Source organism: Synechococcus sp. MU1643 (assembly GCF_020514095.1).
Taxonomy (GTDB): Bacteria; Cyanobacteriota; Cyanobacteriia; order PCC-6307; family Cyanobiaceae; genus Parasynechococcus.
On record NZ_VTKY01000001.1, the window covers coordinates 489,145 to 507,340 of the forward strand.

General features: G+C 56.9%; 19 protein-coding genes. 13 read left to right on the plus strand and 6 right to left on the minus strand.

Going from position 1 to position 18,196, the window contains the following annotated elements:
- Positions 1-54: 54 nt before the first annotated feature.
- Positions 55-1,908 carry a single-stranded-DNA-specific exonuclease RecJ gene (gene recJ, locus FZX09_RS02980; RefSeq protein ID WP_226399837.1) on the plus strand — a complete coding sequence of 618 codons (1,854 nt, stop codon included), beginning with the start codon at positions 55-57 and terminating at the stop codon, positions 1,906-1,908.
- A 9-nt stretch (positions 1,909-1,917) separates the two neighbouring features.
- On the opposite strand, the gene psb30 is transcribed toward recJ, so the two are convergent.
- On the minus strand, positions 1,918-2,025 hold the full coding sequence (gene psb30 / locus FZX09_RS02985; RefSeq protein WP_025362280.1) for a photosystem II reaction center protein Ycf12/Psb30: 108 nt from the start codon (positions 2,023-2,025) through the stop codon (positions 1,918-1,920).
- Positions 2,026-2,133: 108 nt separating this feature from the next.
- Between psb30 and FZX09_RS02990 the strand changes: the two genes are divergently transcribed.
- The 11 genes from FZX09_RS02990 to fmt all read left to right on the plus strand — a co-directional run bounded on the left by FZX09_RS02990 (position 2,134) and on the right by fmt (position 12,104).
- Positions 2,134-2,508: a YkgJ family cysteine cluster protein gene (locus tag FZX09_RS02990; protein ID WP_226399839.1), complete on the plus strand. Its 375-nt coding sequence runs from the start codon at positions 2,134-2,136 to the stop codon at positions 2,506-2,508.
- Positions 2,501-2,830 carry a TMEM165/GDT1 family protein gene (locus tag FZX09_RS02995; protein WP_226399841.1) on the plus strand — a complete coding sequence of 110 codons (330 nt, stop codon included), beginning with the start codon at positions 2,501-2,503 and terminating at the stop codon, positions 2,828-2,830. Before FZX09_RS02990 ends, FZX09_RS02995 begins: the two co-directional genes overlap by 8 nt.
- Positions 2,831-2,832: 2 nt before the next feature.
- Positions 2,833-3,150 carry a TMEM165/GDT1 family protein gene (locus FZX09_RS03000; RefSeq protein ID WP_226399856.1) on the plus strand — a complete coding sequence of 106 codons (318 nt, stop codon included), beginning with the start codon at positions 2,833-2,835 and terminating at the stop codon, positions 3,148-3,150.
- A 100-nt stretch (positions 3,151-3,250) separates the two neighbouring features.
- Positions 3,251-5,572, plus strand: a complete 2,322-nt coding sequence (locus tag FZX09_RS03005; protein WP_226399858.1) for an RNB domain-containing ribonuclease — start codon at positions 3,251-3,253, stop codon at positions 5,570-5,572.
- Between the two features lie 3 nt (positions 5,573-5,575).
- Positions 5,576-6,184 (plus strand): flavin prenyltransferase UbiX, encoded by a 609-nt coding sequence (locus tag FZX09_RS03010; protein ID WP_226399860.1) that lies wholly within the window; start codon positions 5,576-5,578, stop codon positions 6,182-6,184.
- Positions 6,181-6,654, plus strand: coding sequence for a hypothetical protein (locus FZX09_RS03015; protein WP_226399862.1), 474 nt, complete (start codon positions 6,181-6,183; stop codon positions 6,652-6,654). Before FZX09_RS03010 ends, FZX09_RS03015 begins: the two co-directional genes overlap by 4 nt.
- A gap of 45 nt (positions 6,655-6,699) precedes the next feature.
- Positions 6,700-7,137, plus strand: a complete 438-nt coding sequence (locus FZX09_RS03020; RefSeq protein WP_226399864.1) for a DUF2996 domain-containing protein — start codon at positions 6,700-6,702, stop codon at positions 7,135-7,137.
- 66 nt (positions 7,138-7,203) lie between these two features.
- Positions 7,204-8,274 (plus strand): magnesium-protoporphyrin IX monomethyl ester (oxidative) cyclase, encoded by a 1,071-nt coding sequence (acsF, locus tag FZX09_RS03025; RefSeq protein WP_226399866.1) that lies wholly within the window; start codon positions 7,204-7,206, stop codon positions 8,272-8,274.
- Positions 8,275-8,305: 31 nt separating this feature from the next.
- A complete protein-coding gene (locus tag FZX09_RS03030; RefSeq protein ID WP_370624161.1) occupies positions 8,306-9,715 on the plus strand; it encodes a TldD/PmbA family protein in 1,410 nt (469 codons plus the stop codon).
- The gene (locus FZX09_RS03035; RefSeq protein WP_226399870.1) at positions 9,715-11,085 is read left to right on the plus strand and encodes a TldD/PmbA family protein; all 1,371 of its coding nucleotides are present in this window, start codon (positions 9,715-9,717) and stop codon (positions 11,083-11,085) included. Before FZX09_RS03030 ends, FZX09_RS03035 begins: the two co-directional genes overlap by 1 nt.
- A gap of 2 nt (positions 11,086-11,087) precedes the next feature.
- Positions 11,088-12,104, plus strand: a complete 1,017-nt coding sequence (gene fmt, locus FZX09_RS03040; protein WP_226399871.1) for a methionyl-tRNA formyltransferase — start codon at positions 11,088-11,090, stop codon at positions 12,102-12,104.
- Position 12,105: 1 nt separating this feature from the next.
- Here the strand turns inward: fmt and FZX09_RS03045 are convergent, their stop codons facing one another.
- The 3 genes from FZX09_RS03045 to FZX09_RS03055 all read right to left on the minus strand — a co-directional run bounded on the left by FZX09_RS03045 (position 12,106) and on the right by FZX09_RS03055 (position 13,824).
- Positions 12,106-12,537: a hypothetical protein gene (locus FZX09_RS03045; protein ID WP_370624162.1), complete on the minus strand. Its 432-nt coding sequence runs from the start codon at positions 12,535-12,537 to the stop codon at positions 12,106-12,108.
- A gap of 215 nt (positions 12,538-12,752) precedes the next feature.
- Entirely contained in the window at positions 12,753-13,097 is a 345-nt protein-coding gene (locus tag FZX09_RS03050; protein WP_226399875.1) for a DUF6464 family protein, read from the minus strand.
- The gene (locus FZX09_RS03055; RefSeq protein ID WP_226399877.1) at positions 13,087-13,824 is read right to left on the minus strand and encodes a DUF475 domain-containing protein; all 738 of its coding nucleotides are present in this window, start codon (positions 13,822-13,824) and stop codon (positions 13,087-13,089) included. Before FZX09_RS03055 ends, FZX09_RS03050 begins: the two co-directional genes overlap by 11 nt.
- A gap of 38 nt (positions 13,825-13,862) precedes the next feature.
- Between FZX09_RS03055 and FZX09_RS03060 the strand changes: the two genes are divergently transcribed.
- On the plus strand, positions 13,863-14,627 hold the full coding sequence (locus FZX09_RS03060; RefSeq protein ID WP_226399879.1) for a hypothetical protein: 765 nt from the start codon (positions 13,863-13,865) through the stop codon (positions 14,625-14,627).
- Between the two features lie 1,882 nt (positions 14,628-16,509).
- On the opposite strand, the gene FZX09_RS03065 is transcribed toward FZX09_RS03060, so the two are convergent.
- Together FZX09_RS03065 and FZX09_RS03070 are read right to left on the minus strand one after the other, a co-directional pair.
- The gene (locus FZX09_RS03065) at positions 16,510-16,758 is read right to left on the minus strand and encodes a DUF3104 domain-containing protein (RefSeq protein WP_226399881.1); all 249 of its coding nucleotides are present in this window, start codon (positions 16,756-16,758) and stop codon (positions 16,510-16,512) included.
- Between the two features lie 749 nt (positions 16,759-17,507).
- On the minus strand, positions 17,508-17,702 hold the full coding sequence (locus FZX09_RS03070; protein WP_226399882.1) for a hypothetical protein: 195 nt from the start codon (positions 17,700-17,702) through the stop codon (positions 17,508-17,510).
- Positions 17,703-18,196 lie beyond the last annotated feature (494 nt).

An 18,196-nucleotide genomic window follows, 5' to 3' on the forward strand; every position in this document is an offset into this window, starting at 1 on the left:
TGCGTTCCCTTGCCGGCTGTTCCGCTCCATTGGTCCTGGTCCCTTCCAGCCGTTGTGGAACCATCCCCACTGCGAGGGCTTGATTTGCCGCTGGCGCTGCGCTGTGTGCTGCGGCGAAGGGGATTCAGCTCAACATCCGAGGCCGAGAGATTTCTCTCCCCTGGTGATCTGCCACCCACTCGCGATCATTTCCCCGATCTCGATCAGGCCTGCGCCCGTCTGGTGGCTGCCTGCCGATCTCGTGAGCGTGTCGCCATCTGTGGTGATTACGACGCCGATGGGATGACTAGTACAGCTCTTTTATTGCGGGCGTTGGCCCCGCTGGGTGCTCAGCCGGAGCCAGCGATTCCGTCGCGGATGGAGGAGGGATATGGCCTCAATCCCGCCATGGTGCAGCGCCTCTACGACGATGGAGTACGGCTTCTGGTAACCGTTGATAACGGAGTAGCCGCGAGGGAAGCCCTTGAACTGGCCGCGAGTTTGATTATGCAGGTGATCGTGACCGATCACCACACCATCCCGGCGGAACGGCCGCCAATGACCGCACTCATTCACCCGGCCACCACTCCGGATGGCTCGCCCTACCGGGGCTTGGCAGGTGTGGGCCTGGCCTATGTGCTTGCCAATGCCGTTGCCGAGGTGCTGAACAAACCAGAGGCCATCCGCGTTGCCCGGGATCTTTTTTGTATCGGCACGGTTGCCGATATGGCTCCGCTGGTGGGGGCCAACCGCAGTTGGTTGCTCGAGGGGCTGAACCACCTGCACCGTTCCGATTGCAAGGGCTTGCAAGCACTTCAGCGCCTTGCCGGTTTGGGAGAACGCCCGCTGACAGCCGAGGACATTGGGTTTCAGCTTGCACCACGCATCAATGCCGTCGGTCGTCTCGGCGAGCCGAAGCTTGTCGTGGATCTGCTCACAGCTGAGGATCGTGATTCAGCGATGGCCCTGGCACGCCGTTGTGATGATTACAACCGTCAGCGACGGGACCTCTGCGACGCGATTGAAGCGGAGGCAGTGGCTCTGGTGGAAGCGGAGAGAAATGAGGCACTTCCGTCCTTTCTGCTGCTGGCCCAAAGTCACTGGCACCACGGGGTGATTGGCATCGTGGCTGCGCGTCTGATGGAGCGTTATCACCGACCCACCGCTCTTCTGGCCGGTGATGGTGATGGAAGCCTGCGGGCTTCCGTGCGGGGACCGATCGGTTTCGCTGTGGATCGTGCCCTCTCCAATTGCAGTGATCTGTTGAACCGTTTTGGAGGCCATCCCGCTGCAGGGGGATTCACCGTGAGAGCTGAGCTAGTGAACGCCCTGCATGAGCGCCTCTGCGCCGAGGCCGATAGCTGGCTTATCACCCAGACTCAGGGGCGTCCCGTGCAGCCTGACGCTCTCCTGCAGTTGAAGGATGTGAACTGGGATCTGTGGCGCCACCTGCAATCTCTGGCCCCCTTCGGCATCGGTCATCCGAAACCGCTGTTCTGGTCACGGGGAGTGAGCGTTGAGGATCGACGCGACCTCAAGGGAGGACACCTGGCCCTGACGCTGCGCCAACGGGAGAGTGAGCGTCGCGCCATTGCCTGGCGATGGGATCCATCGGCATCTGTCCCCGAATGCTGTGACGTGGCCTACAGCATTTCGGTCAACCGTTGGCAGGGCGAACAGCGTCTCCAACTGGAGCTCAAAGCAATCCGCGCCCATACCGAGTTGGTGATGATTGATCGCGGCACACGGCAATACATCGCCCGCAGGACGGAAAGCACAGGGCTGACGCTCACCAATGGCGAGGGTGAGACGCTTCAGGCGAGCATCGAACAAGAAGAATCCCTCACCAGTGACGACGACCTGGCGAGGGATCAACGGGTGATTCAGTTGATCGAAGAAGCCTGTCTGGGATTGGGGCTTCGTCCTTAAGCGATGCGATCAGAGCGCGCCGCGACGATAGAAGAGGATGAAGATGACAGCAGGACCGGCAATGGTGATCATCGCCAGGGCGGCAAAGTTGGCGATCAGGTGAATGTCAAAGCCCATGGCGTTGCAGCGCTATCCGAAATCGTTACGCCTCCCAGGCTACGGGGCTCTGTCCCGAGTGCGACGGATTTGTTCTGATCTCTGTGATGGCTTGTCACAGCTTCAGTCATGAGTAGGGAGACGCCGCAATGGACCTGCATCAAACACTGCGGAGCCTGTTGCCGGCTCGCTCCAGAAGAACGGGCCGATGCCCTGGCGGCCTTGAGCGAAGAACAACAGCGCACCTATCTGGCCATGGTCGGGCCCGACGGATGGTGCATTCATTACGACACGGGGAGTCAGCACTGCACGATTTATGAGGAGCGTCCTGACTTCTGTCGTGTCAGTGGCCTGGGCCGGCTGTTTGACGTTCCCGATGATCAATTTGACACCTTCGCCATCGCTTGTTGCCACCAGCAAATCCGCAGCACCTATGGCGGTCGTAGTGGCGTGATGCGTAGGTTCAAGCGCGCTCAGACCGCGGGAGGTTCTATCGATGAGTGAGCAAACCAGCCCTGAGTCGCGCAGCTTTGCTGCCGTTTTGTTCAGCACCTTCACCACGGTCTTTATTGCTGAACTTGGCGACAAAACACAGTTAGCGACGCTGTTGCTCTCCGCCCAGTCCGGCTCACCGGTTCTGGTGTTCATTGGTGCCGCGCTGGCGTTGATTGCCTCCAGCCTTGTGGGCGTTCTCGTGGGTCAATGGTTGGCCAAAACCCTTCCGCCTGAGCGTCTTGAACTGATGGCTGGAGTGCTGATGGTGGCGCTTGGCATCTGGCTGGGTCTCCAGGCAGCCCGTTCCCTTTGGCTTAATGCCGCGAGCTGACGATGGATTTTCCACTTCTGATTTCCACCTTCTTGACCGTGTTCTTGGCCGAACTCGGTGATAAGACCCAACTCGCCACCGTGGCCATCAGTGGCACGTCCAATCGCCCCCTGGCCGTATTTCTGGGCTCATCATCCGCGTTGGTTCTGGCCAGTTTGCTCGGGGCCTTTGCAGGTGGATCCGTTGCGACGGTGATTCCGAGCGACCTGCTTCAGCTGTTGGCCTCGCTGGGTTTCCTTGTAATCGGTGGCCGTTTGCTGGTTCCTCTGTTCCGTGAGACGGAACCCGCCGCGGACGGGGATCAAACTCCCGAGTCCTAGGATGGGTATTGAAGGGCTGACTCCGCATGGCCTGCTGAACAGCGTCGGCCGCCCCTTCCGTCTCTCCCGACCCTGATGGTCGGTTTCTGCGCACGCCACGATGAAATTTACGGTTGCCGATCTGCTGGATCAGCTCTCGACAGAGCATCCCTCCGAGCCAGACCAACTGGCCAAGATCCTCAAGCTCAGCAACAAGACGGATAAGGCATCGCTTGAGCTTGCCGTTTCATCACTCGTCAAGATCGGTGTAATCGAGCAGACGAGCGGGGGTGCTCTCAAACGACCCCAAGAGAGCGACCTGATTGATGCCCGCCTGCGTTGCAGCAGCAAAGGCTTCTGCTTCGCTATTCGCGATGACGGCGGCGAGGATATCTATATCCGAGACCATCAGCTCAACCACGCCTGGAATGGCGATCGTGTGCTGGTGCGGGTGACGAGGGAGGGCGGACGCCGCCGCTCACCAGAAGGTGGCGTCCAGTGCATCCTTGAAAGGGCCACTCAATCGCTCCTGGCTCAGGTGGAGCAGCAGAGCGAGCAGCTGTTGGCTGCCCCCTTGGATGACAGGGTGCTCGCTGGCATTGAGCTACCAGCAGAGGATTCGAAGCATCTCCCAGGCGATGAAGTCTCCAGCGTTGTCGAGGTGCGCATCGATCGCTATCCCTTGGCTCAGCATGCTGCGGTTGGTCATGTTGTGCGATCTCTCCCGCTCAACGGCGGACCAGCAGCAGATCGAGATCTGCTGCTGACCAAGGCTGGACTTCAGGACCGTCCGGCGGCACCCCGAAGCTCTGGCAAAAACCCTGCGGCTAAGGGCCGGGTCGATCTCACCGCGCAACCTTCGCTGCTTCTCAAGGGCTGGACACAGGAGGATGCGCCGGGTTTGCCTGCCGTGCATGTTGAGCCCATGGACGGTGGTTGTCGCCTCTGGGTCCATGTGCCCAGCGTGGGGGAGCGGATCGGGTTGGGCAACAGCCTTGATACCTGCCTGCGCGATCGCGGCGAAGCGCTTTGCCTCGGTCAAGTCTGGCAACCCCTGCTGACTCCGGCCCTCAACAAGGCCACCAGATTCTCCGCCGGCTCCGAGGCTGACGCCATCAGCGTTCAGCTCGACATCTCAGCCAACGGTGAGGTGAGCAATTGGGAGTTCATGCTGAGCTCGGTGCGGCCCGTCGCCGACGTCAGCGCTGAGCAGTTGATCGCCCTTGCGGAACGCAAACCCAAGGCGCGCAGCATTCCTGCGGTGCTCAAACCGATCAAAGACCAGCTCGGTCAGTTGGAGACCCTGCGGTTCTGCTGCACGCTGCTATTGGAGCAAGAGCGCATTAGCGGGGTTGTGCAACTCAACCTCTGCCCTCCGCAGCTGGATGCCCTTGGTGACTTGCGCAGCGCAGATCCATCAGGTTTGCGGCATCGCTGGGTTGATGCGTTCAACCCGGTGGACCCCCATGCCTTCCTTCAGCCTCTGTTGAGGGCTGCTGATCGTGCATGGACCGCACAACGACTCGATCTGCAATTGCCTGGGATCACCATTGAGGCGGATGAACCTGATGGCAGCGTGCTGACCGATGTGGCGAAGACAGCCATTGCCCTGGATCTACCTCTTGAGTTGGATGACGATGGTTGCCCATCAGCTACTGAACTGATTCAGGTGTTCAAAGACAGCCTTCAACGTCGGGTGCTTGAACAGCAGCTCAGTCATGCCCTGCCACCGCTCAGCTTTGTGGCATCAAAAGAAGTCACCCCGGCGGCTGCAGATTCCGATGGGAAAGAGGCTGCTTCGACCAGCCCCAATACTTCACTAACCCCATGGACTTGTGCCACCCAGCACTACGTCCACCTGGTGAATCAACAGGTGATCGTTGCGCTGCTGACAGATGCCAAGGATCGTCCAACCGTGCGTCACAAGACACGCCTGAAGCTTGGGCTCAAGGGTGCCGGTGCTGATCTCACATGGCCCCTGTTCACGGCATCGCAGGACGAGAAACTGAACGGATTGGTGAATGAGCGCACCGTGCAGCGGCTCAACACCCTTCGGCGTCAGGTGTTGGAACTGGAAAAGGATCTGCTGTCGATGATCCAGGCTCGTTCAGCCCAGCCCCTGATCGGCCAACAGGTGGAAGGCCGCATCAGTGGTGTGCAGAGCTATGGCTTTTTCGTTGAAGTTGGTGAGAGTCGCGCTGAGGGGCTGGTTCATGTGAGCTCCCTCAACGATGACTGGTACGAATACAGATCACGCCAGAATCGCTTGGTCGGGCGCAAGAACCGTCAGACCTATCAACTCGGCGACGCCGTTCAGGTGCGCGTGATCAATGTGGATGTTCTGCGAAACCAGATCGACCTCGAGGTCATCAGTCAGGGTTCCAACGCCTCCAGCGAGCCTGAATCCTCGGAGCCGTTGCCCGTTGCCCTCAGCGAGCGCTGAGTGATGCATCCCTACGTTCTGGCGGTCACCGGTGCATCTGCCCAACCCCTGGCCGAGCGCGCCCTACAGCTTCTGTTGCAACGCGGTCGCGCGGTGCATCTGGTGCTCAGCCATGGTGCCCATGAGGTCTTCCGTGCGGAACAGGGCCTGTCCATCCCAGTGGATCCTCTGAAGCAACGCGAGTTCTGGAGAGACAGGCTTGCGGTGGAGAGCGGCGAACTCACCTGTCATCGCTGGAATGATCAAGCTGCCTGCATCGCGAGTGGGAGCTGCAGAACCAGGGCGATGGTCATCGTTCCCTGCAGCATGGGCACCGTCGGACGGATCCATGCCGGTATTGCGGCTGATCTGATTGAACGTTGTGCGGATGTGCACCTGAAGGAGCGCCGTCCTCTGGTGATTGCTCCCCGGGAGATGCCTTTCAACCTCATTCACCTCCGCAACCTCACCGGCCTTGCTGAGGCCGGAGCCACCATTGCCGCTCCCATTCCGGCCTGGTACACCCGTCCGGATTCGTTGCAGGAGATGGTGGACTTTTTGGTGGTGCGCTTGTTCGATGGTCTGGAGGAAGACCTCGCACCTCTGAACCGCTGGAACGGCCCCCTGGAATGAGCATGTTTCAGCGGCTTCTGCTGATTCCCTGCCTGGCGCCACTGCTGGCCTTGCTGGTTCTGTCGGCCACCAGTGCCGGAGACAAGACCCGAATCCGTCTGCTGGTGTGGACAACACCTCCACTCCCTTTGGGGGCTTGGACCGCAATGGCTGGCGTCGGTGGTGCGGCCGGAGCAGCTGTAGCAGCGTTTCTGGTGTCGCCACTGGAGCGTCCTCTGATTCGTCAAAGGCGTTCCCCCGTTCAACCGGAGTTGGATGAAAGGGACTATGCGGCTAATGCATCAACACCCAGATCGAGCGCAAACCACGGCCCCGAACGCGATGTGAGAGATCCGGCTCCAACGGTTTCTGTGGCTTACCGCGTGATTCAACGCCCTTCATCAGCCCCCCAGCCGCCAGAAGCTTCAGCCGTGGCCTCTCCCCTACAGGACTTCGGTGATTGGGGAGATGATCCTGAAGCGGACTGGTAAGCAACGCACCAAGCTGCTTACAGTTGCCCCAGCAATGCTTGATCGGTGAGCGAAACCCCAGTCGAGAAGCAGTCTTCAGGTCAAGACGCCCCCGTCAAAGCGGCGCCGAAAGCCAAGCCGCCCAAACCGGAAGACAAGCCCTTCCCTGAATTCATCGACACGCTGTTTCTGCCGGCCGTCGCCAAACAGCTGGCCGAACACGACATCAAAGCCGATCGGCTTGAGCGCGTGGATGGGCAGCGTCCCGTCGTCGGTGGTGAATGTCCGATGGTGGTTGGCGAGTTGCCTGGGGGACGCCGCTTCTGGGTCTGCTTCTCCAAAGCCGACATCAACAGCACCAAGGTGATTGCCCTTGCTGATGCCGGTAGTGAGCCAACGCTGCTGGAAAGCTTTCTGATCGATGAGAAGCGGATGTCATTGCCCCTTCTCGTCTCCCGCCTGTTGCAACGGCTTAACGGCCAAAAGTGGCTGGGAGGTAACTAACCGCCCGCTTTCGCCTCGGGGGTCGGGCTGACACGCCTACATTGGCAGGATCGTCAATCGCAACTGATGGTCCCTCCCACCGCCGTGGCCGAAGGCAGCGCTGTAGCAATCAAGAATCCTGTCAAGGACACAATCCTGACCCCTCGCTTCTACACCACCGATTTCGAGGCGATGGCGGCAATGGACCTTCAGCCTAATGAGGCTGAACTGGAAGCCATCTGTGAAGAGTTCAGGAAGGATTACAACCGTCACCATTTCGTGCGTAACGAAGAGTTTGAAGGCGCCGCTGACAAGCTCGATCCTGAAACCCGCAAGGTGTTCATCGAATTCCTTGAGCAAAGCTGCACGTCGGAATTCTCAGGATTCTTGCTTTACAAGGAGCTGAGCCGCCGGATCAAGGCCAAAAACCCGCTTCTGGCTGAGTGTTTCGCCCACATGGCTCGTGACGAAGCTCGCCACGCCGGCTTCCTCAATAAGTCGATGGGCGATTTCGGGATGCAGCTTGATCTCGGCTTCCTGACGGCCAACAAGGAATACACCTTCTTTAAGCCGAAATTCATCTTTTACGCCACCTACCTGTCTGAAAAGATTGGCTACTGGCGTTACATCGCCATTTATCGCCATCTCGAAAAGAATCCCGACAGCAAAATCTTCCCGATCTTCAATTTCTTCGAGAACTGGTGTCAGGACGAAAACCGTCATGGCGATTTCTTCGATGCCCTGATGAAGGCCCAGCCGGACACGGTTCGTGGACCGATTGCCAAACTTTGGTGCCGCTTCTTCCTCCTGGCGGTGTTCGCCACCATGTATGTGCGTGACGTGGCTCGCAAGGACTTCTACGAGGCTCTCGGATTGGACGCCCGCACCTACGACAAGATGGTGATCGAGAAGACCAATGAAACCTCCGCTCGCGTTTTCCCTGTCGTTCTCGACGTGAACAACGACAAGTTCTGGACGCGCCTCGAACGCCTCGTGGCAAACAATGCCGCCCTAGAAGAGGCCGATGCAAGCGGAGCTATTGCCCCTGTAAAGCTGCTGCGGAAGCTGCCCTTCTGGATTCGTAACGGTGCCGAAATGGCCAAGCTTTTTCTGATGCCTGCGGTCGACAGCGATCGCTTCCAGCCTGCTGTGCGCTGAGGAACGATCCCAGCCCAACCGAGGAGATTTCTTGACCAACGCCTTTTCGAACCAGTGGCGAGGACTCATGGAGTCCTTGCTACATCGCGGCAGTGCTGCAGGAGCCGACCTGGTGGAGGTGTTCCTTGAGTGCACCGATCACATCGGTTTGCTCGCTGAACAGGATCGGATCACCAGTGTGAATCCATCCTTCGCCCGGGGTGCTGGCCTCAGGGTGTTTCGTGATGGCCGGGATGGCTTCGTAAGCACCAACGACCTCAGCGAAGTTGGCCTCCAACGGGCCCTTGATCAAGCCCTCGCCATGCTGGGGCTCGAGGCTCAACAACTTTCATCTCCGTCAGCTTTTGAAGGGTTGAAGCAGCTGACCGACCACGGTCTGACCAAGACCGACTGGCTGGAACGCTGTCCATCCCTGGACCAGGCCAGCCAATGTCTGCTCCAGGGCACAGCCCATCTTGATCGTCTCGGTCAGCACCTTCAGGTGCGTCGCGGCAGCTACGCCCGCGACTGGCAAGAAGTGCTTGTGGCTGCATCCGATGGCACCTACGCCCGCGACATCCGCCTGCATCAGTCGACCGGTCTTTCCGTTCTCGCCGCCGATGGAGATCACCGGTCCAGCATTGGCCGACGCTATGGCAGTTCCGATCGTCCGGATGATCTTCGGGACTGGGATTCCGAGGCCAGTGCAGCTGAGGTTTGTAACAGCGCTGGAACGATGTTGCGTGCCGACTACGTGGATGCCGGACAGATGCCGGCTGTTCTTGCCAACCGCTTCGGTGGCGTGATTTTCCATGAGGCCTGTGGACACCTTCTCGAAACAACCCAGATCGAACGAGGCACTACTCCCTTCGCTGAACGTGTTGGTGAATTGATCGCTCACCCAGCTGTCACTGCCATTGATGAAGGACTGAGCGGTGGATCCTTCGGTTCCCTCTCGATGGACGACGAAGGAATGGAACCGGAGCGCACGGTTCTGATCAAAGACGGCGTGCTGCAACGGTTCATCAGTGACCGGGCCGGTGAACTGCGCACGGGCCACAAACGCACCGGAAGCGGACGCCGTCAGAGCCATGCCTTCGCCGCTGCGAGCCGGATGCGCAATACCTTCATCGATGCGGGCTCGCATACCCCCGAGCAGTTGATTGAATCCGTTGACCAAGGCCTGTATTGCAAGGCCATGGGTGGTGGAAGCGTCGGTCCGACGGGTCAGTTCAATTTCTCCGTTGAAGAGGGTTATCTGATTGAGAACGGCAAGCTCACCAAACCGGTGAAAGGGGCCACGTTGATCGGTGATGCCAAGGAGGTGATGCCTCGCATCTCGATGTGCGCCAATGATCTGGAACTGGCTGCAGGGTTTTGCGGTTCCGTTAGCGGGAGTGTGTTCGTCACCGTGGGCCAACCCCATATCAAGGTTGATTCGATCACGGTGGGGGGCCGTTGATGATGACCAGCAAGAACAGCCTCAACGCCACAGATCTCAGGGATCGCCTACAGACCCTCGCTTCTCGCGAAGGCATTCGTCGCTGGGACCTCGGTGCAGCTTGCAGCGATGACTGCTCCGTTCAGGTGGATCGCGGTGAAGCCAAACAACTCAAGGCTTCGCAGCGGAGCTCAATCACCGTCAGGGTCTGGAACAACGAAGGACTGGTGGGCATCACTAGCACCACCGACCTCTCGGAAAGTGGATTAGATCAAGCTCTGGTCGGAGCACATGCGGCCAGCCGTTTTGGAAATCCGGAGGAAATTCCTCAGTTCTCACCATTGGCGACAGCTCCACTTCCCGAGCTCGATCGACCGCTGCAACCACGCAAGGGAATCCTCCCCCTTCTGGACACCCTCCGGGATGCGGAAGCAGACCTGCTGGGTCGCCACTCCGCGATCCAGACCGTCCCCTACAACGGACTGGCTGAATCCTTATCCCAGAGCCTCTATCTCAACAGTGAAGGAGCACTCCGTCAGATGGAGCGCACCCAAGCCAGCCTTTATCTCTACGCCAGAGCGGAAGAAACAGGTCGCAAGCCCCGCAGTGGAGGTGCTGTTCGTCTGGGTCTTGGTAGCAGCGAGCTGGATGTTCAAGGCTGCATCAGCGAAGCGGTTGCTCGAACCGTCAGCCATCTGGACTATCGACCCATCGAAACCGGGAGCTACCGGGTTTGTTTTACGCCTGAGGCCTTCCTCTCCTTGCTTGGTGCCTTCAGCAGCATGTTCAATGCTCGTTCTGTGCTCGATGGAGTGAGCTTGAGCCAACGGGATTCGATTGGATCCAATGTGGCGGTTCCCTTCTTCAATCTCCACGATGACGGCCTCCATCCTGGCCATATCAGTGCGGCTGCCTTTGATGGCGAGGGAACACCGACACGGCGGCTCTCCTTGATTGAGGACGGAAGTCTGCGGAACTTCCTCCACTCGGAAGCTACGGCGCGAGCGTTCGGTGTTCAACCTACAGGCCATGCAGGTCTTGGAGCCAAGGTTTCAGTTGGTCCAGACTGGTTCGTGGTTACTTCCAACCCGCAGGTGAGCAGCGGCAACAGCCTCGATCACCGCACCGAGTCAGCCCCCTTCGTTCTGATTGAGGATCTGTCAGCTCTCCATGCCGGTGTAAAAGCCACCCAGGGCTCCTTCTCCTTGCCTTTCGATGGCTGGTTGGTGAACAACGGCGAACGGGTGTCCGTTGAAGCGGCAACGGTTGCTGGTGACATCCGCTCCGTTCTCAACGGAATTGCTCATTTGGAAGCTGATTCTGAAGTCACACACCGTGGGGTTTCCCCCCATGTTTGGGTGGATGGACTCTCGATCACCGGCGAAGCCTGACGTTGAAAATTCTGTTCTGGGGGACACCGGTCTATGCCGTGCCGACCCTTGATGCATTGCATGAGACGGGTCACACCATTGTTGGGGTGGTTACCCAGCCAGATCGGCGGCGTGGACGCGGCAAACAGTTGGTTCCATCACCAGTGAAGGCGAGGGCCAAAGAGCTGGGTCTTCCGGTGTTTACCCCTGAGCGGATCAGACGGGATGACGATTGCAAGGCTGAGCTTGATGCTCTCGGAGCCGATATTTCAGTGGTGGTCGCCTTCGGACAGATCCTTCCCAAGGATGTGTTGCAGCAACCGCCCCTGGGCTCTTGGAACGGCCACGGATCGATACTGCCCCGCTGGCGAGGTGCGGGTCCCATTCAGTGGGCCCTGCTCGAAGGTGATAAGGAAACGGGTGTGGGAATCATGGCCATGGAAGAAGGCCTCGACACCGGGCCTGTGCTGCTGGAGCAACGCATCCCGATCCAGCTGCTGGAGTCATCCATCGCGTTAGCCGAAAGGCTGAGTGCACTGACCGCAAACCTGATGGTGCAGGCCATGCCTCTAATTGAAGCGGCTGGTCCTGGCAGCGAAGACGAGAGATGGGCAAGGCTGAACGTGCGCGTTCAGGCAGAGGAGTCGACCTATGCCCGCATGCTGGAGAAGCAGGATTTCCAATTGGATTGGTCAGCCCCTGCCCTCAGCATCCATCGCAAAGTCATGGGACTTCATCCCGGAGCATTCACCCAGTGGAAGGGCAAACGTTTGAAGGTGTTGCACACAGAGCCGTTGATCGAGCGCTTGCAGGATCAACTCAGCGCCGAAGGACGCAACCTCGTGGGTCAGTGGCCCAAGGGCGGGCATACCCCAGGGACGATCTTGGCAGTGATTGAAGATTTGGGACTTGTGGTGAGCAGTTCAGGTTGTCCTCTTCTGATTCGGGAGGCACAGCTGGAAGGGAAAGCTCGCAGCACAGCACCCGTTCTGTTGCAGCAACTCAAGGCCACTCCGGGAGATCGCTTCGATGAGGGTTGATTCAGGTTTCCGTGTACAACGAACGCGCTTGAGTCCAGACCCGATCAAGATTCTGTTCGGAGAGTTGTAGAGCTTCCGGGAACATCGTTGAAAGCCATTGTTGTCGTTTCAACAGGGTGTCAGCTTCAAAAAATGTTTGCTGTGATGCGAGCACTCTGAATTTTAGGAATTCAAGCAACCTTGCACGCAGGCGAATCGTATCCACGAGTTTGATTCGTCCGCCTTCATCTCGAAGCTGAATGGTGCTGCCGGGTTCAATCCCCCTTAAGTAGGGTGCAAGCAACTCCAACGTTGTTGAAGGTTGCCAATGACGTTCTTTGGTCTCGGGATGGGGATAGTAAATCCATCCGTTCACAACGTCAGTTTCATTTGTTTTGATCTCCACAGTCCAGAACGAGAATGTTTCAGGGGGGTGGAATTCGGTCCAATTCACGTTCTCGAAACAGTGATCTGGATTTGTGAGAGAAACCTCGAGTGGGGAAAAATCGATGTTTAGTGTCCCGAAATTACAGCCCGATAAGTCAAGCCCGAAGGCCTGGAAAACAGGGACTTGCATTCGAATCGTTCCATCTGGGTACGGAGATTCGTTGCTTGATCCGGAGGCGACTCCATGGCCAGCGCAGAGACGCCCAGTGAGCCAATTAGCACTCATGGATTAGCGAGTTCACGATGGCTGCAGCTCTCGCAGGGGCCTTCCGGCCACACGGCGCAACGGAGCAAAGGGCTGCGAGCATTGAACCGACACTTCGGATCACCGATCACCCAGCCGTGTCGCCAGGGTGTTGCATCAGCTGGTCGAGCTTGGGGTTTCACCATCAAGGCCACCGATGCCATCACATAGCGACCGTTACGAAGGGCATAACGATGACGACGTTGCATCACAAGAAAGGATTGCTCTTCAACAAAAAGCCAGCGTCCCGGTTGTGGTGGATCATCCAGATCAACACGATGTATCAAACGGTCACCATTGATATGACGAAGTTCAACAAGCATGGCTTTCATCCTGATCGAGATCGTTGCTGCGGATCGACATTCCCCAGGCAAATAGCATCAGCACCACCAACAGGGTGAGCCAATCGGGTTGATTGAGACTGGGGAGAACAACGTGAACAATCAGGCGCAACGCCACAAAGGCAACAGCGAGAAATCCAGCCGTTTCCAGCCGTGGATAGAGATCAAGCCAGCGGATGAAGAGAGCGGACGAGAAGCGCAGCGCCACGATGCCAATGAAGGCACCTGCACTGATTAACAAAATTTGATCACTGATAGCAACTGCTGCGGCAACGCTATCAATGGAAAACGCCAGATCTGTGAAGGCCAACAGCAGAACAGTGTTGAGAAAAGGGCGTGACAGAGCCCTGGATTCACTGCCTTCGATGGAGTCCGCGTCATCGCCTGATCGATTGTTGAAGTGATCCACCACCAGCCACACCAGATAGGTGGCAGCCAGAAGTTGCACCCATGCGTTTTGCAACACCCATTGGGCGACAACGATCAAGGCGATCCTCAAGATCAATGCAATGCCAATACCCAGGTTGAGGGCAAGGCGTTCCTGCTCCGGTTGGCGGCTGCTTCTGGCGATGGCAGCAAGGGCCACGGCATTGTCGGCGGAGAGGATCAGCTCCAGCAACACCAGAACGGGGAGCAGTGACACAACCTCTCTCCATTGATCGGCACCTTCGAAGAAATCCGAGAGTGAGGGGAGCGAAGTGATGTCCATCGCGGCAGCCTAGAAAGTGCAAGCGCTGTTCCATTGCGATGCAGATCCGGGCCGAGCTGTGTCACGTCGACACCCTGCGATGCATCGTGCGAGTTGAGGCATGGCACGACGGCTCTCTGCAGGGCAGTGCGCTTGGTGAAGCCGCGACGGCGGAGGAAGCGGAGGAAAGGGCTTTGCAGCGCCTGAACACCAGGCTCGAGCCCACTGGGCGAGCGCAACCCACACAGACTTCGGCTCGTCTCGAAGCCAAGGCGAACGATGGGGACGCGAAGGCGCTCCACACCCCAAGGTCAAGAAAGCTTGATCAGGCCGAGCCCGAGCCCGAGTCCGTTTCCGCCTCGCCCGCTCAAGCCCCACAGGAGCTCCGCGTTACAGCCTCTGACAATCCCCCGCCCGAAACCCCCACGGATCCTGACGATTGGAGTGATGAGCTGACCGCCATCGATATGGAAATCAGACGTATCGGTTGGTCTCGGGAGCAGGAGCAGGAGTACTTGACTCGTGCTTTCGGTCATGGCAGCCGCCACAAGCTGACGCGCTATGCCGATTTGGTGGCCTATCTGCGTCAGCTGAAGTTGATCCAAGCCAACGACGATGCGTCAAACGCGCCAGCTCCTATCCGCCGTGGTGATCTGCTCCAGCAAGGAGATTCAATGTTGAAGCAGCTGGGCTGGAACTCCGATCAGGCCCGGGCTTTTCTCCAACAACATCTTGGGTCCACCAGTCGACAACAGCTGAGTGATGAACAGTTGCTGCAGTTCAACATGCTGCTGGAGGAGCAGCAAATGCAAGCGAAGGCCTGAAGTTTTTTTTCGATGAAAAACTTATGATATTAAGGCTCTATAACTAGTTCCTCCTAGGCAGTTTGCGTGCATCTGGGGCAGTCTGAAGCAGGTATGAGCGGTTTTACATGCGTTTTGCGTGCAGGACGGTACGTTTTTCGTGCAAGTAGAGCACGATGCCGAAGCGGAGAGAACTACCCCTGGGAGCAGAACCTTGTATCTGCGATCAAGGAGCAGCACCTTTCTCATGCGCCAAGGATGGCAGCGATCAGCGGAATGCCCAACGTGATCGATGTTTGAGCAGAGCTGATGACCCACATCATCCGTCCTTTTGAGAAGTCAGTCTCAATAAGTGATCTGGGCGGATGAGAGACCTTCTGTCGGTGTCGGATGTAACAGGGATCACAGGTCTTCGCGGGAGATTTTCTGAAATCAAAAAATGACCAAATGATCTGTTGCCGATCTCTTTGTTTGGCCCCATATTTGCCTGGCGCGAGCAGGGAGAAATCCCTCACACGCGACGGCCTCGGAAGAGCGATTCGAGAGCTGGCAGAACCCCCTGTCTCCCGCGAGAGCGATCGCCGGAGACAGCTTCTGCAACGAAATTCTGAAGAGAATTGGTGCGTTCGCAGGCAACCTAATTAATTTGGCGAACTTGTTATCACCGATGCCGCATCGCTCGGGAAGGACAGAGTTCTTCTCGCGGCCTCAGTAGCCTCCCTTCCTCAGGAGCCGTTAGGCCCTGGAGGGTGCTGCCTGTTGCTCATGCGCCAAGGATGGCAACGGTTCAGATTTCCCGTCAGATAACGCTGAACTGACTCCCCGACCGGATAGAAAGGGAGTCAGTGAACAGTTATCAGCGCCCAATGGTTAAAACGAAAAAACCATTGGATGGAGATGCCCAGCACAGGAACCTCCAAAGAAACCATCGCCCCTGCCAGGCGTTCAGTGCAGTTCCAATGAGGCGACAGCGGCGACCAAATGAGTCGCTGAAAGGTTTCGGGAACTGAAACGCTGATCTGACTCCCCCCCATTCAGAAGAGGAGTCAGGCCGTTGCTTGCTATGTCACCGTGAAACGAACGCTGACACTCAGCGCCTAATGGTTCCTACAAAAACCATTGGATGGAGGTCTTCGGGTCTCCAAAGACAGAATCCCCCCTGCCAGATGTTCACTTCGATAAAGATGAGGCAATGGCAGTGGCTAAATGAGCTGCACCATTGTTCGGAGGAGCGTCACCAAAGTTAGGCCTGCTTAGGGCAGACAAAAGCAGCCCTGCCTAGATAAGGGTGCTTATTGGCGTGCAGATTGTCGTGGTTCGTTAAAAACCCTTTCAGTCACTCAATCTGTTGCTGCTGGAGGAGCACCAAATGAAAGCGGCGAGCTGATGGTCGCTTTCCCAGTGCGCCAAAGATGGCAGCAGCTCAGGATTCGATTTCAGTCTTCTGAACTGCGACCTCGCCGATACCGATCAGGGCTGAAAAACCAAAATATCAACCGGGTGGTGAACCAGGCGAGTAAGACGCCCAGAGCTATCGAGACAAGCGCCTCCACAACAAGTATCCAGAGAACATCAGCCGGAGCTAGATGTATTCAATATGCCGTGGTGATCAAGGGGTGGGACAGCGACCGTTAACGGTCAGTCGCAAACTGACTCGTCCTTGTCATTGGGTGCCTCGACTTGAGCACTGACTTTGAAGCCAGGGAGGCCTCGAGACGCTGCAGCTGCGCTTCACGCAGTACGGCTGAGATGTCGAGAGTTCGATCAGTCATCAATTGGCGCTTCTAAAAGCGGAGGCGCAGGGCCTAGTGCTGTTCAAAGAGGGCCTACAAATCTGAGGTTTGATGAACATAAGGAAAAGGGCTAGTGAGCAGAAATACTCAGAGCTAGCAACCCCTGACTTCTAAACCCTGGGGCAAATGTGAGTTACGAGGTCTGCGTTGATCCAATTGATGACGCCGGTATCGACATCAGCCACCTGGAACAGCGTTGGAATCTTTGGGTTTCTGGCACCGCCATTGACCCAAATGACATCAGCCATCCGCCAGGCACCATCCGTGTCGGCGACGATCACGGTCATGCCTGCCTTGACGTGCAGATAAACGGGATCTGACTTGGGCGCTGCAACGGCGCTTGCATGATCAACCGACATACCCTCTCCTGCTAGTACAACTGTATTAGTGCAGGCGTAGATCTGGATCTGGCGTCAAGCGACAGATGCCTGAAGATGCGTGACGTCAGCAGTTAAGCCATCCAAGAATTTGTAACGTATTGACCCTTTGAGCTCAACTTGTCTAGACGGGACTCACGCTGCGACCTATCTGTGAGCTTGCAGGGTTTGGTTCATGGAAACGACAAAACTCACAACCACGCCACAGGGCATCGAGTGCTACAAGGTTTGCGACCGAGAGGGCGTCTGCCATGAAGTCAGAGGCATATGGGCAGCACAACACCCCACAGAGGATGTACGAGCCGTGACCTCAGCCAAGACCAAGTACACAGACGATTGGGTTTAGCTCTTTCAATTCGTTGGCATCAAAGAGCATCTTCCAAGGGCAGTCATAAGCAGCCCTGCCTAAAGAGAAACGTACTTTTTGCGTGCAGATCTTCGAGGTTCGTTCAAAACCAATTTGTCAGTTAATCTGTTGCTGCTGGAGGAGCAAGCGATCAGCCTGGCGAAATAAGCACTAACACTCAGGAATGGTCCGAGGTGTTGGCCTACAACAGGTTTGCGGCAGGGACTGATACGGCGTCCATGCCGATTGCAGCAGAGTGAATCGTCTAAACACTCTGCGCATCCTGGCCATTTCCCCCGCTTCTTTCCTGAAGGAGGAAATGGCTCCTAGAGGAAGATAACGAGCTTCATTCTTCCCTGCGTTAAGGGCTAGTTGAATGCTGAACTCAACTGCGGAAGTTGAACTCCAGCTTGTTTTTGGGCTTTTGATACTTGATCACACTCATCACCTGAAGACCGGTATTCTCGGATTTCCTTTCCTCAGAGAGAGCTCTAAGAATCATTGAGCCACAGGCTTGCCAATCCTGATTCACTTCTATCAGCTCCTTGGCCTGTGAATAATATTCGGCAGCTTTAGCCAAATGATTGGACTTTTGATCCGAGGTTTTTGATGATATAGCCGTTGTGATGGAATTGGCTCGTCTAGTTAAACTATACAGCATGATTTTACAAAAGACAGGATGCTTTTGCGCGGTCTCAAGCGGCGCGCTCTTTTGTAGAGAGCTTGATTCACGAGCAGAAAGGCATAGGGCATTTGGTTGATTTCATTCTTGATGGATGAGGAGCACGCCGGTGTGCCATCTGAATATCCATCATAGAGAATGCTTTCTTTGGCTTGTTTAAGGGTTATCCATCCCGCACTCCCGCTTCAAGGTTGAATGCCGCCTCATAGCTTTGGCAGGCACCAGTTTGCGCTTTCGTGCTTTGACCGAACAGCAGCAGCGTTACACCAGCAATACTAGCAAAAGTAAGAATAAATAAAGGGACTGAAGGCATAAAAAAGGATCAATTGGTCGACGGCGGCTTGATCTGGGTGATTGTCTCACTCCGTATTGCCAGCCCAGTGCATATTGCC